Annotated in this window: 5 protein-coding genes; 3 read left to right on the top strand and 2 right to left on the bottom strand. The window is 62.4% G+C overall.

Going from position 1 to position 3,667, the window contains the following annotated elements; translation table 11 throughout:
• Both AC1D1G_RS43030 and AC1D1G_RS43025 read right to left on the bottom strand, forming a co-directional pair.
• The coding region (locus tag AC1D1G_RS43030; RefSeq protein ID WP_477956690.1) for a wax ester/triacylglycerol synthase domain-containing protein at window positions 1-362 on the bottom strand (362 nt) is incomplete at its 3' end.
• Between the two features lie 346 nt (window positions 363-708).
• Entirely contained in the window at window positions 709-1,179 is a 471-nt protein-coding gene (locus AC1D1G_RS43025; RefSeq protein WP_477956689.1) for a hypothetical protein, read from the bottom strand.
• Here AC1D1G_RS43025 and AC1D1G_RS43020 point away from each other — a divergent pair.
• From AC1D1G_RS43020 to AC1D1G_RS43010, 3 genes are all read left to right on the top strand, one after another.
• On the top strand, window positions 1,178-1,498 hold the full coding sequence (locus tag AC1D1G_RS43020) for a hypothetical protein (protein ID WP_477956688.1): 321 nt from the start codon (window positions 1,178-1,180) through the stop codon (window positions 1,496-1,498). The genes AC1D1G_RS43025 and AC1D1G_RS43020 overlap by 2 nt on opposite strands.
• A 236-nt stretch (window positions 1,499-1,734) precedes the next feature.
• The gene (locus tag AC1D1G_RS43015) at window positions 1,735-2,325 is read left to right on the top strand and encodes a nitroreductase family deazaflavin-dependent oxidoreductase (RefSeq protein ID WP_477956687.1); all 591 of its coding nucleotides are present in this window, start codon (window positions 1,735-1,737) and stop codon (window positions 2,323-2,325) included.
• A gap of 663 nt (window positions 2,326-2,988) precedes the next feature.
• Window positions 2,989-3,369: a hypothetical protein gene (locus tag AC1D1G_RS43010; RefSeq protein WP_477956686.1), complete on the top strand. Its 381-nt coding sequence runs from the start codon at window positions 2,989-2,991 to the stop codon at window positions 3,367-3,369.
• Window positions 3,370-3,667: the final 298 nt, after the last annotated feature.

Below are 3,667 nucleotides of genomic sequence, written 5' to 3'. Positions count from 1 at the left end.
CCCTCGATGACGTGCATCTCCCACATCGGGTGCTGCGGATCGAGCGGCATCGAGTGCATCTGCGAGACCAGCGACAGCAATTCGGCCATGGTGCCGTCGCCGGGAACGGCGGTATGCCGCACGTGATATCCGAGATCGACGTGCTTCTCGAGCCGCCACCACGGATACCCGTGCAGTCGGCGGACAGGGCGTTTGCGGAACAATTCGCCGGCCTCGGTGTGGGCGCGCAGGCGCTCGACCATGTCGGAGGCGTGGGCATCGGGTGCTGTGCCGTCCGGGGGATCGAACAGGGTCAGGGTGGCCACGTGCATCGGGTGCGACGGCGACTCGAAGAGCACGAACATCGCCTCGGTTGGGCTCATCGGCGCCAGACCACCGAACCCAGCTCGCACACCGCACCTCCCGGCTTCTGTGTGGTCTCAGCAGAACACACTGCGCCCGCGATGACCGTACTTTCCGCCGAGCCGACATAGGACCGCACGGATTCCACACATGCGAGCAGGTCCGCGGGTCCTGGTCGCGGGCCGGCCGAGTACTCGGTCCCACCAGTCGGCGAGCCGGGGCTGGGGTCGGGCCAGATGATCGGATCGCCGCACAGCCCCGCACCGACCAGCGGCCACGGTCGGTCAGCGGTCCGGACGCGTCGCTTGTCGGAGCGGTGGCGGATCGGCGGGCGGGGGCGGGATGCGTGCCTCGGTGCGCGGAGTCTTAGAGGCCGATGTAACCGGTCTCGGGATTGATCTGGCCGAGGAAGTCGCGGATCGATTCGCGATGCTCGTCAATCGTGTTCGGCTGGAGCGCGGACGACGGAGTGTTCGCTCGGTCTTGAATGCCGGAATAGGCCACGCGTTGAAAGCTGGAGAATCCGTACCCTTTGTTCGGTCCGGATTCCCAGTCGTAGTCGCAGGCGCCTGGTTCCTCTGGACGTAGTCTCACAATGAAAACCTCGCCATCGACCGTCAACGTGAACGGCCCATCGTCAGCCGTCGGTCGACTGTGACCTGCGGGCTCGTCGTGATCCTCGGTACGCATGAACGAATCTTCACATGCGCCGAGCTTGTCGGATCGAACGTTTGCCCACTCCTGCTCGAAGTGGAAGTGAGAATCGCTAACCAGTTTTACGATGAATGTCAGGTTTAGCCACGGGCAGGCCGATTTCTTCGCTGGAGGGGCAACCATGAATCAGAACCAACCATTTGTCCTCGAGATGGCGTTCCGACTCGTGTCACTGCATCGCGCTGGTGAAAGCAAGGAGGCGTTGTGGCTCCGCAAACAGCGTCAAGCGATGACCATCGATGACGACCAGCTCAAAGGCGCACTCGCAGTCATCTATCGACTACCGGACCAGTCGCCGGAGGCGATGGAGGATTGGGTGCGGACTCAGTACCTCGAAGACGGCCGGGACAAGGGCTATGCCCGCGAGGGCACCGAAGACCCGCTGTGGTTGCTCGCTGCCAAGGCGCACACTTATTACAGCGACCTGAAACAGGCGGGCTGAATCACATCTGCGGCTGCGGTGGACGGGGGAAATCCTCGATTCAGTGGTGGAGCCAAAGGGTGTGGGCGAGCGGCGGAACGGTAACTGCATCGTTGACCGGTTCGCGATGAGCACGAACGTCCTCAGACGTACCAGTCCGTGCGTCGTCCGGCTCGCGCACGTATTAGCTGCGAGCGGCAAGGACGATCTGCGATGCTGGTCAGAAGTGACAGCGCGGAGACACGAGAAGGCTCAAGATGGCAGAAGCCCCAATTAACGGTTCCGCATCGGGTGGTAAGGCGGTGACCGTCTGTGCCGCCGCCATCCGGGACGCGGCCACAAGCCAAGCACCGAAGCACAGGCAGCTGCTGCAATCGGCCAGGGGCGGACGCATCCTCAGCAAGATCATGCTGACGGTCTTCGCTGTCTCGACACCACCCGGGCACGGAGTCCTCACCACCACTGGGCGCAAGAGCGGCAAGCAGCGCCGCAACTACGTTCGCGCCATCCGGCGCCAAGACAAGGTGTACGTGGTGATGCTTCGCCCACCCACCCTGGCTATCGAGCGACCTCTGGCCGTTTCATCCTGGGTGTGGAACATCCGCGGCAACCCGAAGGTTCACCTGCGACTGCGACGCCGAACATTTGATGGCGTCGCGCGGGAGATCAGCGACCCGACCGAACTGCAGCAGGCAAGAGACGCGATCTGCGAGACGGTTCACCTCATCGACTTCGGCGAGTGCCGGCTGCATCTTCGCGGGCGACCCTCCCGGGCCAAGATCAAGGATCTGCACCGCTATTGGTTCGACACCGGCATTCCACTCGTCATCGAACTCGCAGACTACTGAGGGCAGTAGGCATCCGCCCGCACCGCAATAGTGCACCTACACGGTGCCGGGGTTGGCAGGGATTTCGGAGAATGAGTTCAGTTGTGCGGAAGCAACGAATCGGGAGCGGCCAGCGCCCTCTGCGATGACCCGCTCCCGACGATGTCCGGTCATGGATCGGCAACCGGGACTGAACACCGCGGTCCAGGTCGTCACAATCACACCGGTCCTACGGCTTGCTCGCCGACGTGTGCGCTCCGCGCCCGTGCTCGGCTGAGGGATTCGAAAACGTAACAGACCAGTCGGTCCGGACGATCAAGGTGCCAAGGCTAGATAACGACCACAAGGAGCGAGAACGATGGGTTCGTCTGGAATCGTCCCCGATTTGGTCGCCTGGGATGCTGAAAGTTTTCTGAACGGGGCCGGGTGTAGTCGGCAGTGAGGTCGATGGTCGACGACGCCTGCTCGCTCCTCGGCCCTAGACCTTCCGAATCCGGCCACTCGACGCCGGACAACATCCGTGGCATATCCGTAGTCACTCTTCGCGTCGACCCTCGTCCGGGCCCAGTGGATTCGTACAAGAACAGCAACGTTGATCACCTTGCACGATGAGCGGGCTGTCGGTCATCGGACGGGCCACCGGGGTCGCCCGGCGCCAGACATATTGCTACTGAAAGGATCTCCATGAAGAGAACAATCATCGCTGCAGCACGCGTCACGGCCGCCGTCGTATCGGGGCTTGCCGTCGCAGCGATCATCGGCTCCGGCACCGCCCATGCGGACCCCCAAGCTTGCGTCATCCAGCGGGATGCCTTCAGTGCGACGGCAACCTGCCATGACACCGGTGCGCCCGCTGGTAGGGAGTACGCGCTGATCGTCGACTGTTGGGGCCTTCACGGCATTCCCAACGCCTTTCCGTTCTATGCGGTAGGGCCCTTCAGCCAGTCCACTCGCTCATTTGTGCCGACAGGTCAGGCCACCGGGGCTTGCGGCACGAATTGGGGTGCCCCCTCGTTGAATGTCGGCGTGATCACCAACGCCCATGTGGAGATCTATCGCCAATAGCAGGTACCAGCGACGCAACCGATCCACATCCCGGTATCGACATCGCCGAGCGCGGTTGTCGGTATGGCGATGGATTGGGTCGCCCGATTTGTCATTCTTTGTGCATACAGTGGAGTAGAGCATTTCGGCCGAGGCGGGCATTGCCTACTGGACGTGGAGTGGGCGCATAAGAGGGACAAAGGCATTGAAATGGCGCGCCAAACCACTGCAAAACTAATCGCCGTCGGATTGGCCACAGCGTTGTGCAAGATTCGCGACCTGGCTTGAAACCGATCTTGACGCTCAGATCCGCATCGGC

The sequence above is a fragment of the Rhodococcus sp. P3_B8 genome (assembly GCF_056402775.1).
This window is presented reverse-complemented; position numbering and strand designations above follow the sequence as displayed.